The sequence below is a fragment of the Pseudomonas sp. CLCA07 genome, from assembly GCF_053615335.1.
The window spans coordinates 782592-802500 of sequence record NZ_CM132131.1 but is presented as its reverse complement, the minus strand read 5'-3'; the positions used below and the strand labels follow the sequence as shown (position 1 = coordinate 802500).

Sequence of the window (19909 nt, the reverse complement as noted above, 5' to 3'; positions counted from 1 at the left end):
ACATCCTGGGGCTGAAGCCGGTCCCAAGGGTATGGCTGTTCGCCATTTAAAGTGGTACGCGAGCTGGGTTTAGAACGTCGTGAGACAGTTCGGTCCCTATCTGCCGTGGACGTTTGAGATTTGAGAGGGGCTGCTCCTAGTACGAGAGGACCGGAGTGGACGAACCTCTGGTGTTCCGGTTGTCACGCCAGTGGCATTGCCGGGTAGCTATGTTCGGAATAGATAACCGCTGAAAGCATCTAAGCGGGAAACTAGCCTCAAGATGAGATCTCACTGGGACCTTGAGTCCCCTGAAGGGCCGTCGAAGACTACGACGTTGATAGGTTGGGTGTGTAAGCGCTGTGAGGCGTTGAGCTAACCAATACTAATTGCCCGTGAGGCTTGACCATATAACACCCAAGCAATTTGCGAACTCGAAAGAGGCCAGATTGCGGTGTGTGAAGACGAAAGAACCGAAAGTTCGAAACGAAACACACAAATCTATTACATACCCATTCGCTGGAGCGTTATGCACATAACGACCTGGCTACCGAATTTCTTGACGACCATAGAGCATTGGAACCACCTGATCCCATCCCGAACTCAGCAGTGAAACGATGCATCGCCGATGGTAGTGTGGGGTTTCCCCATGTGAGAGTAGGTCATCGTCAAGATTAAATTCCGAAACCCCTATCTGCGTATGCAGGTAGGGGTTTTGTTTTGTCCTCGAAAAAAGCATCCGGAAAGTAAGCGTCCGGCGAAGTCACCTACCCTATCCCTGCGATAAGAGCGATGTTCTCCACTTAAAAATACGTGGACACCATCGCCCTTATCGTCAGGATTACCATGCGCCAACGAACCTCTTATCCCAAACCCTTCAAAGCCCAAGTCGTCCAGGAATGCCTGCAACCAGGCGTCTCGATGGCCAGCGTAGCTTTGCGCCACGGCATCAACACCAACCTCGTTCGTAAATGGATACCCGCTTATCGTGATCATTAACCGCCGGCGTTGCCCGCTTTCGTTCCAATGAAGCTTGAGTCCCAAACCCAGCCCGATCAGCAAACATCTGTAAGCATCGAGGTTCCTTTTGGCCAGCAAAAACTCACTGTGAAGTGGCCATCCTCAGATCCTGATGGGTGCGCCCGTTTTATCCGTGAGCTTGCCCAGTGATCCGCATCGACGCCATCTGGCTCGCCACCGAGCCCATGGATATGCGCGCCCGTACCGAGACCGCATTGGCCCGAGTGATTGCCGTATTCGGTGCGGCAAAGCCGCACTGTGCTTATCTTTTCGCCAACCGCCGAGGCAACCGGATGAAAGTCCTGGTGCATGACGGCGTGGGCATCTGGCTGGCGGCGCGACGATTGAATCAAGGCAAGTTTCACTGGCCCGGCATTCGGCACGGATCGGAGGTCGAACTCGATAACGAGCAACTTCAGGCTTTGGTACTGGGCTGCCATGGCAACGGGTCGGTGCTGGCGGCTTGATCACAGTGCTGTAACGCCTGCCATTAGCCCATCGGTTTTTCGCTGCTGACTTCCGGCTCTGGCACAATCAGCGGCATGACTTCCTCGCCCAATCTCGATCAAATGACGCCGGAGCAGCTACGTGCCTTGGCCGAACAGGCCTTGCAGTTGCTGTCCCAGGTCGACTCGATGGGCCAGAAAATCCACCGCCTTGAAACGGTCAACGAGCAACTCGCTCATGAGATCGCCATCCTCAAGCGGCACAAGTTCGCCAAGCGCAGCGAACAGCTAAGCCCTGACCAAGGTAGCTTGCTCGACGACCTGCTCGACACTGATATCGCGGCCATCAAGGCCGAGCTGAAGGCGGTCAATCCGCCACCTGCACCGGCCGAGCTACGTCAGAAACCCAAGCGTGCGCCGCTGCCACCGCAGTTCCCACGTACAGTGATCCGTCACGAGCCAGAAAACACCCAGTGCGTCTGCGGCTGCCAACTTCAGCGCATTGGCGAAGACGTCAGCGAGAAGCTCGATTACACACCCGGCGTGTTCACCGTCGAGCAGCATGTGCGTGGAAAATGGGCCTGCCGCCAGTGCGAAACACTGAGCCAGGTACCAGTACCGGCCCAAGTGATCGACAAAGGCATCCCGACCGCAGGCCTGCTGGCTCATGTGATGGTGGCGAAGTTCGCTGACCACTTGCCGCTGTACCGGCAAGAGAAAATATTTGGCCGCGCTGGACTGATGATCGCCCGCTCGACGCTGGCGCAGTGGGTTGGACAAACCGGCGTGCAGCTTCAGCCTTTGGTCGATGCGCTGCGCGAAGCGGTGCTGTCCGAGGGAGTGATCTACGTCGATGAGACCCCGGTTCAAATGCCGGCCCCGGGTGAGAAGAAAACTCACCGCGCGTATGTTTGGGCCTACAGCACCACGCCGTTTTCGGCGCTCAGGGCCGTGGTTTACGACTTCAGTCCAAGCCGTGCCGGTGAGCATGCGCGTAACTTCCTCGGCTCTTGGAATGGCAAGCTGGTGTGCGACGATTTTGCAGGCTACAAAGCCGGTTTTGAGAAAGGCATGACCGAGATTGGCTGCATGGCTCACGCACGCCGGAAGTTTTTCGATCTGCACGTGGCGAACAAAAGCCAGTTGGCCGAACAGGCGCTGCACTCGATTGGCGGCTTGTACGAAGTTGAACGCCTGGCACGAGACATGAGCAATGAGGATCGTTGGCGAATACGCCAGGAAAAGGCAGCACCGATAATCAAAACGCTGCATGACTGGATGTTGGCCCAGCGTGATCTGGTGCCCAACGGATCAGCAACAGCCAAAGCCCTGGATTACAGCCTTAAACGCTGGGTAGCGCTGACGCGCTACCTGGACGGCGGGGCTGTGCCCATTGACAACAACCAAGTCGAAAACCAGATCAGACCGTGGGCACTTGGGCGCTCCAACTGGTTGTTCGCCGGATCGCTACGCAGCGGCAAACGGGCGGCAGTAATCATGAGCTTGATCCAGTCTGCGTGCATGAATGGGCATGATCCGTATGCGTACCTGAAGGACGTTTTTACTCGCCTGCCAATGCAGCGGGCGAGTGAGATCGCTCGACTGCTGCCGCATCAGTGGGGCACTGTTAATTTATCGGGGATGGCAAACTCGTTTTAGAGTGGCTGAAAGCGAAATGACAAAAGAGACGGCACGTTACATCTTGATCACAGGCGCGGCAGGTACCGGCACCTCGACCTTAGCGGATGCTTTAGCAAAGGAACTGAGCACAACTCACCTGGAAGCAGATGATTTTTTGTGGCTACCGAGTAACCCGCCATATCAGCATCTGGCAGACAAAACGCAGCGAGGAGAGCGCTTGCTACAAGAAATGCGCTCTCATAGCCGTGCCGTGGTTGCCGGATCAGTAATGGGCTGGGGTCAACCGCTTGAGAATGAATTTGATCTTGTGGTGTTCCTTTATCTTCCTGTTGAACTCAGGTTAGAGAGACTAAAAGGTCGAGAGGTAAAACGCTTCGGTCAAGCAAAGCCGGAGTTTCTGGCTTGGGCAGCTCAGTATGATGAGGGAGGCGTCCCTGGACGGAGCTTGGCCAGGCATCAGGAGTGGCTGTCTGTGCTTACTTGTGCTGTCTTAAAGCTTGAGGGGGACATGTCCGTTACAGATCGGGTACGGCAAATACTGGATGCAGTCGACGGGCTGAACCACATACCGTCGGTCATGTGAACGTGTGTTGGCTATACGCTTACTCCGGAAACTGGTACGAACCCGCTGGGTTTGCGCCAGCTGTTGATTTCTTCTTGCCCGTCTTCCCATCGAAAATCACGGGTTCTTACCAGCTTGGAGATATTATGGCCGACTGATTCGCCCCTGAATCTGTCGACACCCGATGTCTGCTTTTTTGCTGTGGATTCAACCGGTCGATGCAACAGACTGACTAAATCTTTTAGCCGCATATGGCTGCCACGGAACGGCTATCAGGCGCGAGCAATATCGAGCCAGACCAGGCCGTCGGGATATTGATATCGTTCCAGGGATTGAGCGGTCATTTCGATGCTATAGTCCGGGCGCCGCGCAGGCATGTAGCGGCCGTGGCGGATCACGACTGGGTCAAGGAAGTGCTCGTGCAGGTGGTCGACGTGTTTGGGCGGTATCTGTCTTTGCAGGCGCAGGAGCGGGGCATGATCAACCGAACGATGGGAGATGTACTCGCATTCTGCCCATCCTCGATCTCTACAGAGAAGGATATCAACGAAATCCTTGGAACCTTTGAGACGTCTCTGGATGCTACTCAACACTAGTAGTAGTTAACGTCAGGTGCTACAGGCGACGACTGGAACGTAACGTCGTCTGGCCTGTAGCGTTTTACACTCGCTTAGTCCTTGGCCAGATGAGGCTCAGGACGGCATTCCCGGTCAGGATGGAGTCTCATCGGGACAAAGAACCTTTTTTACCCTCTTTGGGCCGCATCACGAATATCAGCACGAATCCGTAAGCGCTGGTCGTAGGCGATCGGGACGATGCGCGGGCGAGGCCAGCGGGCGCAATGGTGGCTACCGCGCCGTGAAACGAGGAGCCGCTGGCGGTCTCCTCATTGATGACACTGCGAGTGTTACTGAGCTTCGCGAGTAGCTTGGCCATTGACCAGGCGGGATATGCCTAGGGGGTTGGCAGCTTTCAAGGCGTCGGGCAGCAGGCTGTCGGGGTAGTTCTGAAAGCACACTGGGCGCAGGAAGCGATCGATCGCAAGGGTGCCCACCGACGTGCCGCGCGCATCCGAAGTCGCTGGGTACGGCCCGCCATGGACCATCGAGTCGCAGACTTCCACACCTGTCGGATAACCGTTGAGCAGAATCCGTCCGACCTTCTGTTCCAGCAACGCCGTCAGCTCGCCGAACCGTTCAAAGTCCGCCGGCTCGCCGATTATGGTCGCCGTCAACTGCCCGTGCAGGGCGTTCAATGCGGCACTGAGTTGTGCATGGTCCGCGACTTCGACGAACACCGTGGTCGGGCCGAAGACTTCTTCCTGCAAGACTTCATCGCCGTCGAGCAACAGGCTGACATCCGCCTTGAATAGCTGCGGTCGGGCCTGATTGCCCTGTTGCGGGCTGCCGGCGAGGTGCTGTATGCCCGGATGAGCGAGCAGTTTTTGCAGACCTTTGCCATAGCTGCTCAAGGTGCCGGCATTGAGCATGGTTTGCGCCGGCTGATCCCCCATCAACCCAGCCACCTGCTGTACGAACACACTGAACTGCGGTGAGCGAATACCGATCACCAAGCCAGGGTTGGTACAGAACTGACCACAGCCTTGTACCACTGAAGCGGTCAGGTCACGGGCCACGCTTTCGGCGCGCACTTCCAGGGCTTCGGGTAACAGGATTACCGGATTGATGCTCGACATTTCAGCGAACACCGGAATTGGCTGAGGACGGGCAGCGGCCATGTCACACAGCGCGCGGCCACCCTTGAGCGAGCCGGTGAAACCCACCGCCTGGATGGCCGGATGCTTGACCAGCGCCTCACCGACACCGCCGCCGTAGATCATGTTGAACACACCGGCGGGCATCGCGGTTTTTTCTGCGGCGCGGATGATCGAGTCGGCAACGAGTTCGGCCGTGGCCATGTGACCACTGTGCGCCTTGAACACCACCGGGCAGCCAGCCGCCAATGCCGAGGCGGTGTCGCCGCCCGCTGTGGAGAATGCCAAAGGAAAGTTGCTCGCACCAAATACCGCGACTGGCCCAAGGCCTATGCGGTATTGGCGCAGGTCCGGACGTGGCAGTGGTTGGCGATCCGGCAGTGCCTGATCAATCCGCGCACCGTAGAAATCACCGCGACGCAGCACTTTGGCGAACAGGCGCATCTGGCCGCTGGTGCGACCGCGTTCGCCTTGAATCCGTGCCGCCGGCAACGCGGTTTCGCGGCAGACCAGCGCTACAAAGGCATCACCCAACAGGTCCAGCTCATCGGCAATGGCATCGAGAAATTGCGCCCGGCGTTCGGCACTCAGGTTGCGATAGGTCGGGTAGACGGCAGCGGCAGCCTTGGCTGCGGCATCGACTTCTTCCAGGGTGGCCTGATAGAAGCTGTAAGGCAGGTTTTCGCCAGTGCTGGCATCAACGCTGTTGACGATGATATTGCCGGCAGCGCTGCGCTGACCGGCGATGTAGTTGTGGCCGATGATCGTGGGCATTTCTGGCTCCAGAAAAGAATGTTCGAATCCCCCTTGCGGGGATTTCAGGCAATAGGGGAGGAGAGAGGGATTCAGGTGACTGCGCCGATCTGCCAGGGCACGAATTCGTTCTGCCCGTAACCGTGCTGCTCACTCATGCTGCGTTCGCCCGAAGCGATGCGTAGCATGAGTTTGAAGATGGCTTCACCGCATTCTTCGATGGTCATGGTGTCTTCGGCGATCTCGCCGCAGTTGATGTCCATGTCTTCGCGCTGGCGGTTCCACAGGGCGCTGTTGGTCGCCAGTTTGATCGATGGTGTGGGGGCGCAACCGTAGGCCGAGCCACGTCCGGTGGTGAAGGCGATCAGGTTGGCGCCGCCGGCGACCTGGCCTGTGGCCGATACAGGGTCGTAGCCGGGGGTGTCCATAAACACCAGACCTTTGGCGCTGACCACCTGGGCATACTCATAGACATCAACCAGATTGCTGGAACCTGCCTTGGCCACGGCACCCAGGGACTTCTCCAGGATGGTGGTCAATCCTCCGACTTTGTTACCGGCCGAAGGGTTGTTGTTCAGCTCTGCGCCCATGCGCTCGCAGTAGGCCTCCCACCAACGGATCCTGGCGATGAGCTTTTCGCCCACGGCGCGGTTGACGGCCCGACGGGTCAGCAGGTGTTCGGCACCGTAGATTTCCGGGGTTTCGGAAAGGATGGCCGTACCGCCACAGGCGACCAGTCGGTCCACGGCATTGCCTAGCGCCGGGTTGGCCGTGATACCGGAATAACCGTCCGAGCCGCCACATTGCAATCCAATCACGAGATGCCTGGCACTCACGGGTTCGCGCGTGACCTGGTTGGCCTCCTCAAGCAACGCCTTAACCTGGGCGATGCCGCTGGCGACCGCTTTGGAGGTACCGCCACTGTCCTGGATGCTGAAAGTACGTAGCGTATCGCTTCGGCTCAGGCCCTGGGTGCTGAGCAGCCCTTCGATCTGGTTGGTTTCGCAGCCCAGTCCGATTACCAGTACCGCGGCGAAGTTGGCATGGGTGGCGTAGCCGGCCAATGTTCGACGCAGCAAGGCCAGGCCTTCGCCGGCGGGGTCCACGGCGCAACCGGCGGAATGGGTGAGGGCGACCACGCCATCGACGTTGGGGTACGCCAGCAACGCGGCAGGATTGATGTCCCGGCGGAAGTGGTCGGCAACGGCGCGGGCCACGGTGGCCGAGCAATTGACCGAGGTCAGGATGCCGATGTAGTTGCGCGTCGCCACTCGGCCATCCTGGCGCACGATCCCCATGAACACGGCCTCGTCGTTCAAGGGTTTGTCGGGTTTCACATCGACGCTGAAGGCATAGTCACGGGCGAAATCGCCCATGGTCAGGTTGTGCACATGCACGTGATCGCCGGCTTCGATAACCCCGGTGGAAAAACCGATGATCTGTCCGTAACGACGCAAGGGCTGGCCGGCTTCGACACGGCGTGCGGCGATCTTGTGGCCGGCGGGTATCGGCTGGCGCACGGTCAGGCCTTCCTGCTCGAGTACTTCACCCCCCAGCAACGGCCGACGGGCGATCAATACATCGTCCAGAGGATTGAGGCGCAGTACGGCGGCTGCACCGGTTTTCATGATCAATTCCATCGCAAACTCTCTGGCTATGAAGCGTTGGAGGTCGCTGGCGAACAGGCCGCGCCTTACCTTTGTTGCTGCACTATAAGAGCCGCCGCGGTGGCTGCCTAATGAGACCTTTGGATTGATCGATAACCTTTTCTCATTGGTTCAGGGTTTTTTGAGTGAAACATCGCTCAACGATCGCCAGCTTCCCGTCGCAGCCTGGCGAATTCCAGCAAGGTATCGGCGAATTCCCGGGCAGCTTCGCTCAGCGGTTCGTCCTTGCGCGTGATGATGCCGTAGTCCTGGGGCTCGACCTTGAACGGCGTGTTAAGCACTTTGAGCAAGCCGCTCTGAACCTGCGACTGGACCATGGATTCGGGCAGCATCGCGAGCATCGGTCCCGATTGCAGCAGTTGCAAGAAGGTTGGCATCGAGATGGTCTCGACCGTATTGGTGGGCGTGCGCACATTGAACTCGGCGAAGGCACTTTCCATTCGTCGCCGTATGGGGGCATTGAAGGGGTACATGACCCAGGGCCAATCGCCGAGCTGATCGGTCGCCACTTCATCGAACTGCGCCAGGGGATGGCGACTGTTGACCACCAGACAAAAGGGCTCGGGCCCGAGCGCACGAAACTCGAAGGGCTGCTGATAACGCTCATCGGTGAAGCGGGCAATGATCAGATCGAGTTTTTTATGTTCGAGCATTTCCAGCAGTTGATTGCTGGTTTGCTCGATCACTTCGATGGACAACATCGGGCGGTCCAGCTTGATCCGGGTGATGGCCTCGGGCAGCACGACCGAGGTCGCGGCGAAAATTGCGCCGACTTTCAAATGGCCATGTCCACCTTTGCGCAGCTTATTGAGCTGATCGACGAAAGATTGCGTGTCATCCAGGGTCATCCGCGCATAGCGGACCACGAACTCGCCGAGCTCGGTCAGGACCATGCTGCGGGTCTGCCGTTCGAACAAGGCAAAGCCGAGCAACAGTTCGATGTCGCGCAACATCTTGCTGATGGCGGGCTGGGTCAGGTTCATCAGCTCGGCGGTGGTATGCATATTGCGGGTCCGAGCCAGGGTATCGACCAGCATCAGGTGCTTGATCTTGAGCCATTTGCTGACGCTGGCGTAGGAAATCTCGTCGTTTTCCATAAGTCGCTCAAATCTGATTGATAACGAAACGATATCAAATGCTGAAAATATGTCATTGGGATTTATCGACCCAGTCCACTAGTTTTGCCCGGTCGTTACCGAATTGACCTGGATCTGCATATGCCGAAGCTGAATTTGACTGGTAAAAACACCCTCCCGATCGACGGCCTGGAAGGCACGCTGATTGGTCGCGCCTGGGTGCCGGGGGAGACCGCAGGCCCGTCACCGGTGGTATTGCGCGCCGATGGCGTGTTTGATGTGTCGCAGGAGTTTGCGACATTGAGCGATCTGCTTGAGAGCCCGTCGCCGCTCGAGGCTGTTCGCAGCGCTCGGGGTCGATACATTGGCAGTGTTGACGAATTGTTGGCCAATACGGGGATGGGCGCCGACCCCACCAAGGCTTTCTTGTTGCCACCGGCTGACCTGCAAGTGATCAAAGCCGCCGGCGTAACATTCGCCTCCAGCATGATCGAGCGCGTGATTGAAGAGCAGGCCGGTGGTGATGCGGTCAAGGCCGAGAGCGTGCGCAACGTGGTCAAGGTGGCTATCGGCGACAACCTGCGCTCGATCAAACCCGGTTCGACCGAAGCCGCCCGGCTAAAGGGCGTATTAATCGAGCAGGGGCTGTGGTCACAATACCTGGAAGTGGGGATCGGCCCTGATGCCGAGATATTCACCAAGGCGCCGGTTCTCGCTTCCGTCGGCAGCGGCAACGAGGTCGGTATTCATCCTCAATCCAAATGGAACAACCCTGAACCGGAAATCGTCCTGGCGGTGAGTAGTCGTGGCCAGATACTTGGTGCAACCCTGGGTAACGACGTTAATCTTCGCGACTTCGAGGGCCGTAGTGCCTTACTGCTGAGCAAGGCCAAGGACAACAACGCGTCTTGCGCGATCGGCCCGTTTATTCGCCTGTTCGACGAAGGCTTTTCTCTGGATGATGTGCGCTGCTGCGTGGTCGACCTGATCGTCGAAGGTGATGACGGTTTCATCCTGCGCGGCAGCAGTTCGATGGAGCAGATCAGTCGCGACCCGCTGGAGCTGGTAGCCCAGACTGTGGGCAGCAATCACCAGTACCCGGATGGCTTCATGCTGTTTCTGGGTACCCTGTTTGCTCCGACACAGGATCGTGAAGAGCAGGGCAGCGGTTTCACCCACAAGCAGGGCGATAGCGTCAGCATCGGCAGCCCATTGCTGGGCACGCTGCACAATCGCGTCACCTACAGCAATCAAGCCACGCCATGGACGTTTGGCCTGCGTGCATTGATGGGCAACCTGGCTGCTCGCGGCCTTGAGGCAGGTAAATCACTCCACTGATTTGCCTGCCAGAGGTTCCTGGCAGATAAAAACAGTGGTCGCTGGACAATAATAATAAGGCCCCCAAATGATGACCAAAAATACAAAAAGACCGGATCACGCGGCAGCCATCGAGAGCGCCATCGCCAAATGCAGATGGAAGCTGTTGCCGTTCCTGGCATTGATGTTCGCGCTGGCAATGATTGATCGCTCCAACGTGGGCTTCGCCAAGGCGGCACTGCAAACCGATATTGGCTTGAGCAATGCTGCCTTCGCCTTGGGCGCGGGTATTTTCTTTATCGGTTATGCGATCTTCGAAGTCCCCAGCAACCTGATGTTGCACCGGGTCGGCGCGAGAGTCTGGCTCAGCCGAATCATGATCACCTGGGGGCTGGTTTCCGCCGCCATGATGTTCACCCGGGATGAAACAACGTTTTACGTACTGCGTTTTCTCCTCGGCGTGGCCGAAGCCGGGTTTTCCCCGGGTGTCATCCTGTACCTGACCTACTGGTTTCCGGCCCAGCGTCGCGGCCAGGCCATCGGCATCTACTATTTCGGCTTGCCAATGGCCCTGATGCTGGGCAGTCCGCTGTCGGGCTGGTTGCTGGAAATGCATGGCATGTTCAACCTGACCAACTGGCAGTGGATGTTCCTGGTGGAAGGCCTGGCGGCTGTTGTCGTGGGGATCATTGCGCTGTTCTACCTCAAGAGTAAGCCACAGGATGCCAACTGGCTTACAGCAGAGGAGAAAGCCGCGCTGACTCAGGAACTCAAGGCTGAAGATAAGCTCAAGCTTGCCCATGGACCGAACAGCCTGCTGGACCTGGTCCGCAACAAGCGAGTGCTGAAGTTCATCCTGATCTACTTCAGCGTTCAGGTCAGTGTGTACGGGGTCATCTTTTATCTGCCAACCCGAATTGCAGAGCTTCTGGGGACCAAGGTCGGCCTCGAAGTTGGCATGTTCATCTCGCTGCCGTGGCTGTGTGCAGCCATCGCCATGTACTTTGTGACGCGTTATGCCGACCGACATGGGGCGCACCTGAAGATGGCTATGTGCATGCTCGGCATGGCGGCCCTTGGTATTGCTGCTTCGGCGTTGCTCAACAGCTTTGCCCCGGTACTGCTGGCTTTCTGTTTTGCAGCGGCTGGTTTCGTGACTGTTCAACCGCTGTTCTGGACGCTGCCGACCGGCTACCTCGGCGGGGTCGCCGCGGCAGGTGGTATAGCCCTGATTGGCTCCATGGGCAACATCGGCGGCTTCGTCGCGCCAATGCTCAAGGCCAATATGGAAGTCTGGTTCACCGATCCACGGGCGGGGATGTTGTCGCTGTCGGCAGCCGGACTGGTCGGGGTTTACCTGCTATGGACGTTGCGCGTGCCGAAGTTGCAACCGTTGGTCAATCAAAGTCCACTGGAAGGGGGGGCGGGTAATTCCCAGGCACCTTCGAACCCTTGAGATCACAGCGTCGAAAATAGACCGAGACCAACAGCCGAAGCCTGGTAAAGGCTTCGGTTTTTTTTTGCCCGTTAATCCTGCCAACAGCATCTAGCTTCGTGATGGGTTGTGAAAACACGCTGGACGCATTTAAAACAGGGTTTTGCTCGGCTCGTCAGCGGCTACGGCATCACAGGGATGTCGGCAACACTGATTGCTCAGGTTGAGCGTGGGCGTTTTGAGGGTTGAGCCAGCGCCTTCGAGCAACCCTGCGGTCGCTCAAAGGCGCTCTTGTTACTTCAGGTTGCCGCTGAGGAATTGCTGCAGGCGCTCGCTTTTGGGGTTGCCCAATACGTCCTCGGGCGCACCCTGCTCTTCGACTCGCCCCTGGTGCAGGAACAGCACCTGGTTCGACACTTTGCGCGCAAAGCTCATTTCGTGGGTCACCATGATCATGGTGCGACCTTCTTCGGCCAGCCCCTGGATCACCTTGAGCACTTCGCCCACCAGTTCCGGGTCCAGGGCCGAAGTCGGCTCGTCGAACAGCATGATCTCCGGTTCCATGCTCAGGGCACGGGCAATGGCGACCCGTTGCTGCTGACCACCCGAGAGAAACGCCGGGTACTGATCGGCGACCCGTGCCGGCAAACCGACCTTGTCCAGGTAGCGCCGGGCGCGATCCTCTGCGTCCTTCTTGCTGACGCCCAGCACCCGGCGTGGGGCCATGGTGATGTTTTCCAGCACGGTCATGTGGCTCCACAGGTTGAAGTGCTGGAACACCATCGCCAGGCGAGTGCGGATGCGTTGCAGTTCATTGGCGTCGGCCACGCGCATGCCGTGGCGATCATGGACCATTTGAATCGGCTGGTTGTCCAGGCTCATGGCGCCATCGTTGGGCGTTTCCAGGAAGTTGATGCAACGCAGAAAGGTGCTCTTGCCCGAACCACTGGCGCCAATCAGGCTGATCACATCGCCGGTCTTGGCGTTTAGCGAAACGCCCTTGAGGACTTCATGGTTGCCATAACTTTTGTGCAGGTTTTCAACGGTCAGTTTGTACATGAACAAGCATCCTGAATTAGTGAGCTGGGCCGAGGAAAGACAACCAGCGGCGTTCAGCCAGGCGGAACAGGCCGACCAGGGAGAAAGTGACTGCCAGGTAGATCAACGCGGCGATGCCGAACGACTGGAAGGTCAGGAAGGTTGCCGAGTTGGCGTCTCGCGCGACTTTCAGGATGTCCGGGATGGTCGCGGTGAAGGCCACGGTGGTTGAGTGCAGCATCAGAATCACTTCGTTGCTGTAGTAAGGCAGCGAGCGACGCAGGGCGGACGGCATGATCACGTAGGTGTACAGCTTCCAGCCGGTCAGTCCGTAGGCTTTGGCCGCTTCGACTTCACCGTGGTTCATGCTGCGAATGGCCCCGGCGAAGATCTCCGTGGTGTAGGCGCAGGTGTTCAGGGCGAAGGCGAGGATGGTGCAGTTCATCGCATCGCGAAAGAACGCATCCAGTACTGGCTGAGCACGCACCGCGGCCAGGCTGTAAATTCCGGTGTAACAAATCAGCAGCTGAATATAGAGAGGCGTACCCCGAAACAGATAGGTGTAGAACTGCACCGGCCAGCGCACCCAGACATTGGTCGAGACCCGGGCAATCGACAGCGGGATCGACATCACGAAGCCGAAGAAGATCGAGGCACTGAGCAGCCAGAGGGTCATGGCCAGCCCGGTGATGTGATTGCCGTCCTGGAACAGGAAAGGTTTCCAGTACTCCTGTAGAAGTTCGATCATCGCACGGCCTCCCGGGTGCCTGCGGCGTAGAAGATTTCCATCCTGCGCAAGACGTAGTTCGAAACGGTGGTTATCACCAGATAGATCAAGGCGGCCAGAATCAGGAAGAAGAACAGCTGATAGGAGCTCTTGCCCGCGTCCTGGGCCACCTTGACCAGATCGGCCAGGCCAATGATCGACACCAGCGCGGTGGCCTTGAGAATCACCATCCAGTTATTACCGATGCCAGGCAGGGCAAAGCGCATCATTTGCGGGAACACCACGATGCGAAAGCGCTGAGCGCGGGTCAGGCCGTAGGCGGTAGCCGCTTCCATCTGCCCTCGCGGTACGGCGAGGATCGCGCCACGGAAGGTTTCGGTGAAATACGCTCCATAGATGAAGCCAAGGGTGATGACCCCGGCGCTGAACGGGTTGATCTCGATGTATTCCCATTCCATGAAGTCGGTGAACGACGTCAGCCAGGTTTGCAGGCTGTAGAAGATCAACAGCATCAGCACCAAGTCCGGCACGCCGCGAATCAGCGTGGTGTAGGCCTGCGCAGGGACGCGCAGCAGTGATGATTTCGAAAGCTTGGCGCTGGCGCCGATCAGTCCCAGGCCAACGCTCACCAGCAAGCACAGAAAGGATAATTTGACAGTCATCCACGAGCCTTGCAGCAACAGCGGGCCGAAACCCTTAAGGCTGAAGCCTGACAGCCCAAGAATCTGCAATAGGTTTTCTAGCATTGAGCAGCCCTACGTCAATCAATAAAGTGCCCATCCGGAAATGGGCGCAGGGTCATTATTTGCCGCTGTAGAGATTCAGATCGCCAAAGTGCTTCTGCTGGACGGCCGCATAGGTGCCATTGTCGTGCAGCGCCTTGATACCTTTATTCAGTAAGGCCTGGAGCTCGGCGTTGCCTTTGGTGAGACCCACGGCGGTTTTGGCTGGCAGCAGGGGGCTTTCGACTGGCTCGCTGACTTGGAAGTCGGCGCCTGGTGGCGACTTCAGGAAGCCCAGTTCGGCTTGCAGCATGTCCTGGATTGAGGCATCGAGGCGTCCGGAGATCAGGTCAGCGTACACCTGGTCCTGGTTGGCGTAGGCCTGGGTCTCTACCCCGGCTTTGTCCAGCACGGCCTTGGCGTAGGCTTCCTGGATGGTGCCTTGCTCGTAGCCGACTTTCTTGCCCTTGAGGGAGGCCGGATCGGCGCCGATGGCCGCGCCTTTCTTGAATACCAGCGCGGTCGGGCCAGAGAACAGCTCGCTCGAGAAATCGATAACTTTCTCACGCGCTGGCGTGGCGGTCATGGAAGAAATCACGCCGTCGAACTTGTTGGCCTTGAGGCCTGGAATCATGCCGTCGAAGTCACTTTCGACCCATTTGCACTTGACCTTCAGCTCAGCGCAGATCGCGTTGCCCAAGTCGATATCGAAGCCCACCAGGCTGCCATCGGCGGCCTTGGATTCGAACGGTGCATAAGACGGGTCGACGCCAAAACGCAACTCCTTGTACTCCTTGGCCAGCGCAGAACCGGCAGCCACACACAAAGCCAATGCAGAAAGGGTGAGAAATGCTTTTTTCATTATTTTATTCCCAAGGACCATCGAAAGCGCTTGTGCCACAAGAGCGCGTGTACTGCGTGGCGAAATGTCTTATGCACACGCAGATACTTGTACAGACAAGCATATGCAATCACCCGGCCAATTCGCCGATTGGGCGTTTGAGAAAGCGCGTACAGCGCTCTGGGATGGGCTTTACAGGCAGATGAGCGCAGGGGGGAGGCAGCCTGCGCGGCTGTTACCAACGCAGGTTTTTTACACCCCGCTGGGGTATGTGGTAACAAAGTGTGTGATTAAGTGCGCCGACTTTCCTGGCATCAATCCTTGATCTTCATCTTGAGAGTGGAGTATTAGGCGGATCACAGGTAGCGATCCGCGAGAATGCTTACTCTGGCATTGTCCAGGAATGTAGCTTGTAGCCCTCCTGGCTCAACTCGGCGCGCACCTCTTCCAGCAGGCTTTCCAGCTGAGCCGGGTCGGAATAGGCACTGCTTGGAATCTGTTTGCGACAAATACGAGTGTTGGCCCGGTCGATGACGGTCAGGCTCAGTTCGCCATTACCGTCTTGCGGAGCCCAGGCGACGCATTGAAAAGGTTCGAATGCGTGGCCGGCAATCAAAAGTGCTTCGTTGATACGGAACGGGGTGCTCATGGGTCGTCTTTCCTTGTACCCAAACAAATGATGTGCCGTCGGTTGGGCCTACCGGTCGGCTGTTTATTGGTAGGGGTTAGGCGGGTCACACGTAATAAGAAGTTGGCGCTGATTGAAAACTGACCCAGGGCGGATTGCTGATTTTGCAGCAGCAATAGTGGATAAACTTTGCAGCGTGCCGATCATATGAGCCGCAGTAGACCTGCTGCATGCAGTCATGCAGCAGGGTATTTCAGTCTTTCATTGCTTTACATAACTGCCTGGCGCCGGCTCCAGAGGTGGGAATTTGTCATTCCCTATGCGCGCAACCGCTGGTTGGCGCTCGCCGGAGTGTCCCTCCAGCCAGTTGAACCAATCATTCCACCAGCTACCGGGTTGCTGCTCAGCATTCTTGAACCAGGTCTCCGGGTTTTTCGTGACCCGATTATTGGTCCAGTAATGGCGCTTCTGCTTGGCCGGTGGATTGATGACGCCGGCAATATGCCCTGAAGCTCCTAATACAAAACGCTTGGCCCCGGAGAGCAGGTTGGTGCTGGCGTAGGCGCTTTTCCAGGGCACGATGTGATCGTCATGGGTGGCGAGGATGTAAGCGGGAGCGTCAATTGCACGCAAATCCAGCTTGACCCCACAGCACTCCAGCTCGCCTGATTTCAAATCGTTCTGCAGATAGGTGTGGCGCAGATACCAGCAGTACATCGGCCCCGGAAGGTTGGTGCTGTCGTTGTTCCAGAACAGCAGATCAAGCGGGATCGGCTTCTGCCCCTTGAGGTATTTGTCGACGTTGTAGTTCCACCACAGCTCGTTGGGGCGCAGTAGGGAAAAGGTATTGCCCATGTCCTCACCACGAAACAGACCGATGGGACCATTCATGCCGCCGATGGTGCGCTCTCGATAGGCCACCAGTTCTTCGTCGACGAATATGTCGATGGGACCGGTATCCAGGTAGTCAAGGAACGTGGTGAACAGGCTCACGCTGGCGATCTCTCGGTCGCCGCGTGCAGCAAGTACTGCCAGCGCCGTGCTCAGCAGGGTGCCGCCAATGCAGAAACCCACGCAATTGAGTCGCTGCTCGCCACTGATCTCGCGGGTTACTTGCAGGGCGTCGATCACCCCGTGCTCAATCAGATCATCCCAGGTGGTGCCAGCGTGTTCCTCGTCAAAGTTGCGCCAGGACATCAGGAATACGGGATGTCCCTGTTCCAACAGGTGGCGGACCATCGAGTTGTCCGGGCGCAGATCAAGGATGTAGTACTTGTTGATCGACGGAGGTACGACGAATACCGGGTGTCGGTACTGGGTTTCGCTTTGCGGGTAGTACTGAATTAGCTGGAATAGGTGATTCTCAAAGACGATTTCGCCGGGGGTGTTGGCCAGATCGACGCCAACCTTGAAGGCGCCGCTATCGCACTGGCGCATTTTGCCTTCGTTCATGTCGCTGGCCAGATGCTGCATACCTGTTAGCAGGCTGGCACCTTGAGTCTCAACCACACGCTGGAGCGCATCAGGGTTACTGACCAGGAAATTGCTTGGCGCACTCGCGGCAATGGCTTGCTCCACCAGATAGCGCAGGCGTTGGCGCGGTTTTTTTTCGTCGATCAGCAGTTTGTCGAGCAGTTTCAGGAGAAAGCTGGAGTTGAGCAGGTAAAACGCAGCCAGGGAGCCGAACAGTGGCTCGCTCCAGTTACCGCTAGAGAAGCGTCGATCATCGAAACTGAAGGGTTGGCCGGTCAGAAGTTTTTGGCCAAGTTGGCTCCATTGAACCTGGTAGTCCGCTTGAAGGCTGTCCAGGGTTTCGCGAGGCAGATCGAACCAGGTGCCGTGCTCATGCCCGGAAAACCAGGGATTAGTGCTGACCCATAGGCGTAATTGTTGCACTGCAAAGGAAGCAATGAACGGAACCTGGCCTGACCAATAGGTTTTGAATGTATGCGCGTTGTTGTCCATAAAGTTCCTTGCCCATACAGATGAGCCGGGCAGAAAAAAAAGCCGCGCTTTGCCGGACTCCGGCGTAGCGACGGCAGGAATGCGGGCAGCGTTGTTTGACGCCAATCTGATGCGCGGAACAAGGGTCCCAAGTCCGCGCATGGGCTACTCAGATGCCGTTGGTTAGCGCTCGATAGCCAGGCCGACGCCTTGTCCGCCGCCGATGCACAAAGTGGCCAGCCCCTTCTTGCCGTCGCGACGGATCAGTTCGTGCACCAGCGACACCAGAATCCGTGCCCCCGACGCGCCAATCGGATGGCCAAGGGCGATCGCGCCGCCGTTGACGTTGACCTTGCTGGTGTCCCAACCCAACTCTTTACCAACCGCCAGCGACTGGGCAGCGAAGGCTTCATTGGCTTCAATCAGGTCCAGGTCCTCGACACTCCAGCCGGCCTTTTGCAGGGTCAGACGTGTAGCCGGGACTGGGCCGATGCCCATGATCGACGGGTCCACGCCGGCGCTGGCATAGGCTTTGATCCGTGCCAGTACCGGAAGGCCCAGTGCTTGTGCTTTAGCGGCGCTGGCCAGCAACAGCACGGCCGCACCATCGTTGAGGGTCGAAGAGTTGCCGGCGGTCACGCTGCCGTCTTTCTGGAATGCCGGTTTGAGTTTCGCCAACGCTTGCGCAGTGCTGTCGATACGCGGCTGTTCGTCGGTGTCGAAGACTAGCGGTTCGCCCTTGCGCTGAGGAATCAGGATCGGGGTGATTTCGCTCTGGAAACGCCCGCCCTCAATGGCTGCGGCGGCCTTCTGTTGCGAGGCGGCAGCGAAGGTATCCTGTGCTTCACGAGAGATCTCGTACTTCTGCGCCAGATTCTCGGCGGTGATACCCATGTGATAGTCGTTGAAGGCGTCCCACAGGCCATCCTGGATCATGCTGTCTTGCAGTTGCGCATGGCCCATACGCAGGCCGGTGCGTGCCTTGGGCAGAACATAGGGCGCCAGACTCATATTTTCCTGACCGCCAGCGATTACCAGTTCCGCGTCGCCACAACGGATTGCCTGGACGGCGAGATGGACCGCCTTGAGACCGGAGCCGCAGACCTTGTTCAAGGTCAGGGCAGCCGTGGTGTGTGGCAAGCCAGCCTTGATCGCTGTCTGGCGTGCCGGGTTTTGCCCAGCGCCGGCAGTGAGTACCTGGCCGAGTATCACTTCATCAATCTGAGCAGCATCGATACCCGTCTGCTCCAGCAAGCGGCGAATCACTGCGGCACCCAGTTCGGTCGCGGGAATTGCAGACAAAGCACCCTGGAAACTGCCAATGGCGGTACGAGTAGCGGCAACGATTACGACTTCGTTCATGCGTGACCTCATCGAAAAGACAAAATTCGTCGAGCAAACCAGGGCATTCCTGCCCTGATCGGGGTTATTGCATGTTCATGCCGCCGTTTACCGAGAAATCGGCACCGGTGCTGTAGGCGGACTCATCGGAAGCCAGCCAGGCCACGATTGAGGCGATCTCTTCGGGTTGGCCAAGGCGACCAACCGGAGTTGCAGCGATCATGCCTTCGAGAATGTCCGGGCGAATTGCCGCGGTCATGGAGGTCTGGATGTAGCCTGGGGATACGGTATTGACGGTCACGCCCTTGCCGGAGACTTCCCGGGCCAGTGCCATGGTGAAACCATGAATGCCAGCCTTGGCGGCGGAGTAGTTGGTCTGACCGAACTGGCCACGCTGACCGTTGATCGAGGAGATATTGATGATCCGCCCCCAACCGTTGGCCAACATGCCTTCAATGACTTGCTTGGTAGTGTTGAACAAGCCCGTCAGGTTAGTCCCGATCACGCTGTTCCAGTCTTCCGGGGTGAGCTTGCGAAAAGAGGCGTCGCGAGTGATGCCGGCGTTGTTGACCAGCACATCGATCGGGCCGAATTGTTCACGAGCCATCTCGAAAGACTTGCGGGTCGTCTCCCAATCGGTGACGTCGCCATAGATGCATTCGAATTGATAACCCGCTTCCAGCTGGCTGGCAATCCAGTCGTTCTTGCGGCTGGAATCAGAGCTGCAGCCGACGATTACCTTGAATCCTTCCTTGTATAGACGTTGGCTGATTGCCGTACCAATGCCGCCCATACCACCCGTTACCACAGCAATACGACTACGCGACTCCATACTTCTACTCCATTTTCTTTTGCGCTGCAGGAGAGAAGATTGTTGGTTATCGACGGTCCGTGCGGAAGTGTTTGAAGGTGACGTTCTCCTGTCCTTCGGTGCCACGCGGGGGAGGTACCCGCTGCAAAAAGTGAGGAATACCTATACTGGGATCAATACTTAAAACTGAATGGATAGTTAATATTTCTGCAACACAGTTGAAATATGTTCAACGCATGTCAGTATC

General features: G+C 57.6%; 18 protein-coding genes and 2 rRNA genes (1 of these 20 running past the window's edge). 9 read left to right on the top strand and 11 right to left on the bottom strand.

Going from position 1 to position 19909, the window contains the following annotated elements; all coding sequences use genetic code 11:
* The 7 genes from ACWGZX_RS03705 to ACWGZX_RS03675 form a co-directional block, all read left to right on the top strand.
* A 23S ribosomal RNA gene (locus tag ACWGZX_RS03705) occupies positions 1 to 389 on the top strand; it begins 2502 nt to the left of the window's first position.
* A 148-nt stretch (positions 390 to 537) separates the two neighbouring features.
* Positions 538 to 653 (top strand): 5S ribosomal RNA (gene rrf / locus ACWGZX_RS03700).
* A 172-nt stretch (positions 654 to 825) separates the two neighbouring features.
* Positions 826 to 978 carry a transposase gene (locus ACWGZX_RS03695; RefSeq protein ID WP_452627339.1) on the top strand — a complete coding sequence of 51 codons (153 nt, stop codon included), beginning with the start codon at positions 826 to 828 and terminating at the stop codon, positions 976 to 978.
* 167 nt (positions 979 to 1145) lie between these two features.
* A complete protein-coding gene (tnpB, locus tag ACWGZX_RS03690; protein WP_452627338.1) occupies positions 1146 to 1466 on the top strand; it encodes an IS66 family insertion sequence element accessory protein TnpB in 321 nt (106 codons plus the stop codon).
* A gap of 75 nt (positions 1467 to 1541) precedes the next feature.
* A complete protein-coding gene (gene tnpC / locus ACWGZX_RS03685) occupies positions 1542 to 3104 on the top strand; it encodes an IS66 family transposase (RefSeq protein WP_452627337.1) in 1563 nt (520 codons plus the stop codon).
* 16 nt (positions 3105 to 3120) lie between these two features.
* The gene (locus ACWGZX_RS03680) at positions 3121 to 3669 is read left to right on the top strand and encodes an AAA family ATPase (RefSeq protein ID WP_452627336.1); all 549 of its coding nucleotides are present in this window, start codon (positions 3121 to 3123) and stop codon (positions 3667 to 3669) included.
* 230 nt (positions 3670 to 3899) lie between these two features.
* Positions 3900 to 4244: a hypothetical protein gene (locus tag ACWGZX_RS03675; RefSeq protein ID WP_452627335.1), complete on the top strand. Its 345-nt coding sequence runs from the start codon at positions 3900 to 3902 to the stop codon at positions 4242 to 4244.
* Positions 4245 to 4555: 311 nt separating this feature from the next.
* Here ACWGZX_RS03675 and ACWGZX_RS03670 read toward each other — a convergent pair whose 3' ends face one another.
* The 3 genes from ACWGZX_RS03670 to ACWGZX_RS03660 all read right to left on the bottom strand — a co-directional run bounded on the left by ACWGZX_RS03670 (position 4556) and on the right by ACWGZX_RS03660 (position 8879).
* Positions 4556 to 6136, bottom strand: coding sequence for an aldehyde dehydrogenase (NADP(+)) (locus ACWGZX_RS03670; protein WP_452627334.1), 1581 nt, complete (start codon positions 6134 to 6136; stop codon positions 4556 to 4558).
* A 71-nt stretch (positions 6137 to 6207) separates the two neighbouring features.
* Positions 6208 to 7755, bottom strand: a complete 1548-nt coding sequence (locus tag ACWGZX_RS03665; protein ID WP_452627333.1) for a UxaA family hydrolase — start codon at positions 7753 to 7755, stop codon at positions 6208 to 6210.
* Positions 7756 to 7919: 164 nt separating this feature from the next.
* A complete protein-coding gene (locus tag ACWGZX_RS03660; RefSeq protein ID WP_056741656.1) occupies positions 7920 to 8879 on the bottom strand; it encodes a LysR family transcriptional regulator in 960 nt (319 codons plus the stop codon).
* Positions 8880 to 8999: 120 nt separating this feature from the next.
* On the opposite strand from ACWGZX_RS03660, the gene ACWGZX_RS03655 reads away from it, so the two are divergent.
* Together ACWGZX_RS03655 and ACWGZX_RS03650 are read left to right on the top strand one after the other, a co-directional pair.
* Positions 9000 to 10196, top strand: a complete 1197-nt coding sequence (locus ACWGZX_RS03655; RefSeq protein WP_452627332.1) for a fumarylacetoacetate hydrolase family protein — start codon at positions 9000 to 9002, stop codon at positions 10194 to 10196.
* Positions 10197 to 10263: 67 nt separating this feature from the next.
* Positions 10264 to 11631, top strand: a complete 1368-nt coding sequence (locus ACWGZX_RS03650; RefSeq protein ID WP_452627331.1) for an MFS transporter — start codon at positions 10264 to 10266, stop codon at positions 11629 to 11631.
* 273 nt (positions 11632 to 11904) lie between these two features.
* On the opposite strand, the gene ACWGZX_RS03645 is transcribed toward ACWGZX_RS03650, so the two are convergent.
* The 8 genes from ACWGZX_RS03645 to phbB all read right to left on the bottom strand — a co-directional run bounded on the left by ACWGZX_RS03645 (position 11905) and on the right by phbB (position 19683).
* Positions 11905 to 12669: an ABC transporter ATP-binding protein gene (locus ACWGZX_RS03645; RefSeq protein WP_046031503.1), complete on the bottom strand. Its 765-nt coding sequence runs from the start codon at positions 12667 to 12669 to the stop codon at positions 11905 to 11907.
* Positions 12670 to 12685: 16 nt separating this feature from the next.
* Complete coding sequence (locus ACWGZX_RS03640; protein ID WP_046031502.1) at positions 12686 to 13396, bottom strand: ABC transporter permease; 711 nt, start codon at positions 13394 to 13396, stop codon at positions 12686 to 12688.
* Positions 13393 to 14121: an ABC transporter permease gene (locus ACWGZX_RS03635; RefSeq protein ID WP_452627330.1), complete on the bottom strand. Its 729-nt coding sequence runs from the start codon at positions 14119 to 14121 to the stop codon at positions 13393 to 13395. Before ACWGZX_RS03635 ends, ACWGZX_RS03640 begins: the two co-directional genes overlap by 4 nt.
* 55 nt (positions 14122 to 14176) lie before the next feature.
* The gene (locus tag ACWGZX_RS03630; RefSeq protein WP_452627329.1) at positions 14177 to 14959 is read right to left on the bottom strand and encodes a transporter substrate-binding domain-containing protein; all 783 of its coding nucleotides are present in this window, start codon (positions 14957 to 14959) and stop codon (positions 14177 to 14179) included.
* Positions 14960 to 15320: 361 nt separating this feature from the next.
* Entirely contained in the window at positions 15321 to 15587 is a 267-nt protein-coding gene (locus ACWGZX_RS03625) for a hypothetical protein (RefSeq protein WP_452627328.1), read from the bottom strand.
* Positions 15588 to 15827: 240 nt separating this feature from the next.
* Positions 15828 to 17531, bottom strand: coding sequence for a class I poly(R)-hydroxyalkanoic acid synthase (gene phaC, locus ACWGZX_RS03620; protein WP_452627327.1), 1704 nt, complete (start codon positions 17529 to 17531; stop codon positions 15828 to 15830).
* Between the two features lie 162 nt (positions 17532 to 17693).
* Positions 17694 to 18872 carry an acetyl-CoA C-acetyltransferase gene (locus ACWGZX_RS03615; protein ID WP_452627326.1) on the bottom strand — a complete coding sequence of 393 codons (1179 nt, stop codon included), beginning with the start codon at positions 18870 to 18872 and terminating at the stop codon, positions 17694 to 17696.
* A gap of 64 nt (positions 18873 to 18936) precedes the next feature.
* Positions 18937 to 19683, bottom strand: coding sequence for an acetoacetyl-CoA reductase (phbB, locus tag ACWGZX_RS03610; protein WP_452627325.1), 747 nt, complete (start codon positions 19681 to 19683; stop codon positions 18937 to 18939).
* Positions 19684 to 19909 lie beyond the last annotated feature (226 nt).

Coding starts and splice junctions, on each gene's coding strand:
- ACWGZX_RS03695 (WP_452627339.1), top strand. CDS start 826: ATGCGCCAACGAACCTCTTATCCCAAACCCTTCAAAGCCCAAGTCGTC.
- tnpC (WP_452627337.1), top strand. CDS start 1,542: ATGACTTCCTCGCCCAATCTCGATCAAATGACGCCGGAGCAGCTACGT.
- ACWGZX_RS03680 (WP_452627336.1), top strand. CDS start 3,121: ATGACAAAAGAGACGGCACGTTACATCTTGATCACAGGCGCGGCAGGT.
- ACWGZX_RS03675 (WP_452627335.1), top strand. CDS start 3,900: ATGGCTGCCACGGAACGGCTATCAGGCGCGAGCAATATCGAGCCAGAC.
- ACWGZX_RS03670 (WP_452627334.1), bottom strand. CDS start 6,136: ATGCCCACGATCATCGGCCACAACTACATCGCCGGTCAGCGCAGCGCT.
- ACWGZX_RS03665 (WP_452627333.1), bottom strand. CDS start 7,755: ATGGAATTGATCATGAAAACCGGTGCAGCCGCCGTACTGCGCCTCAAT.
- ACWGZX_RS03660 (WP_056741656.1), bottom strand. CDS start 8,879: ATGGAAAACGACGAGATTTCCTACGCCAGCGTCAGCAAATGGCTCAAG.
- ACWGZX_RS03655 (WP_452627332.1), top strand. CDS start 9,000: ATGCCGAAGCTGAATTTGACTGGTAAAAACACCCTCCCGATCGACGGC.
- ACWGZX_RS03650 (WP_452627331.1), top strand. CDS start 10,264: ATGATGACCAAAAATACAAAAAGACCGGATCACGCGGCAGCCATCGAG.
- ACWGZX_RS03645 (WP_046031503.1), bottom strand. CDS start 12,669: ATGTACAAACTGACCGTTGAAAACCTGCACAAAAGTTATGGCAACCAT.
- ACWGZX_RS03640 (WP_046031502.1), bottom strand. CDS start 13,396: ATGATCGAACTTCTACAGGAGTACTGGAAACCTTTCCTGTTCCAGGAC.
- ACWGZX_RS03635 (WP_452627330.1), bottom strand. CDS start 14,121: ATGCTAGAAAACCTATTGCAGATTCTTGGGCTGTCAGGCTTCAGCCTT.
- ACWGZX_RS03630 (WP_452627329.1), bottom strand. CDS start 14,959: ATGAAAAAAGCATTTCTCACCCTTTCTGCATTGGCTTTGTGTGTGGCT.
- ACWGZX_RS03625 (WP_452627328.1), bottom strand. CDS start 15,587: ATGAGCACCCCGTTCCGTATCAACGAAGCACTTTTGATTGCCGGCCAC.
- phaC (WP_452627327.1), bottom strand. CDS start 17,531: ATGGACAACAACGCGCATACATTCAAAACCTATTGGTCAGGCCAGGTT.
- ACWGZX_RS03615 (WP_452627326.1), bottom strand. CDS start 18,872: ATGAACGAAGTCGTAATCGTTGCCGCTACTCGTACCGCCATTGGCAGT.
- phbB (WP_452627325.1), bottom strand. CDS start 19,683: ATGGAGTCGCGTAGTCGTATTGCTGTGGTAACGGGTGGTATGGGCGGC.